This window comes from Roseateles chitinivorans (assembly GCF_002761755.1).
GTDB lineage: Bacteria > Pseudomonadota > Gammaproteobacteria > Burkholderiales > Burkholderiaceae_C > Roseateles > Roseateles chitinivorans.
In genome coordinates this window covers 1-875 of the sequence record NZ_PEOG01000155.1, presented here as the reverse complement: position 1 = coordinate 875, position 875 = coordinate 1, and the positions used below count along the sequence as shown (strand labels likewise).

The 875-nt window shown below is 72.6% G+C and carries 1 protein-coding gene; it reads right to left on the bottom strand.

From position 1 onward, the window contains the following. Positions 1 to 234: 234 nt before the first annotated feature. A partial coding sequence (locus tag CS062_RS25120; protein WP_497006792.1) for a DNA mismatch repair MutL family protein occupies positions 235 to 875 on the bottom strand: 641 nt, incomplete at its 5' end.

Below are 875 nucleotides of genomic sequence, written 5' to 3'. Positions count from 1 at the left end.
CCTCGCGTTCGGCGCGGTCCGCCTGGGCCTGGGCCAGCGTCGGGCGCGGCTTGTTGACACCCTGGCCGCGCAGCGGCGCGCGGCGGGACCCCTTGTCCGGACCGTCCGCGGACTTGGCGTCGGCCGATTTGTTCTTGTTGAGCTTGAGCGTGGCCATGTCGGTACTGCTTCTGGTGAAAGGGTGGATCGCCGATGCGAACGGGAAAGCGGGAGGGCGGGGCGAGCGGCGACGGCTCAGCGCCCGCGCAGGAACAGCGCGTCGAGGTCGCGGATCGTGAGTTGGCGCCAGGTGGGGCGGCCGTGGTTGCACTGGTCGGCGCGCTCGGTGCGTTCCATGTCGCGCAGCAGCGCGTTCATCTCGTCGATCGTCAACTGCCGGTTGGCACGCACTGCACCATGGCAGGCCATCGTGGCCAGGATCTCGTGCTGGGCGCGCTCGATCGCGTGGCTGGCGTCGAACTGCGCCAGCTCGGCCAGCACGCCGCGGGCCAGTTCCACCACGTCGCCGCCGGCCAGCAGCGCCGGCCGCTCGCGCACCGCCAGCACCTTGGCCGACAGCGGCGAGATGTCCAGGCCGAGCCGGCGCAGCGTCTCGGCCTGCGCCTCGGCGGTGGCGATCTCGGCCGGCGTCGCGGCGAAGGTCACCGGGATCAGCAAGGGTTGGGAGTCGATGCGGGTCTCGCCGAGCGCGGCCTTGAGCCGCTCGTAGACGACGCGCTCATGGGCGGCGTGCATGTCGACGATCACCAGGCCCTGGGCGTTCTCGGCCAGCACGTAGATGCCCTGGATCTGCGCGATCGCGCGGCCCAGCGGCCATTCGCCGGCCTGGCTGGACGGGAGCGGCGCCGCCGGCGCATCGCGCAGCAGCGCGGCGG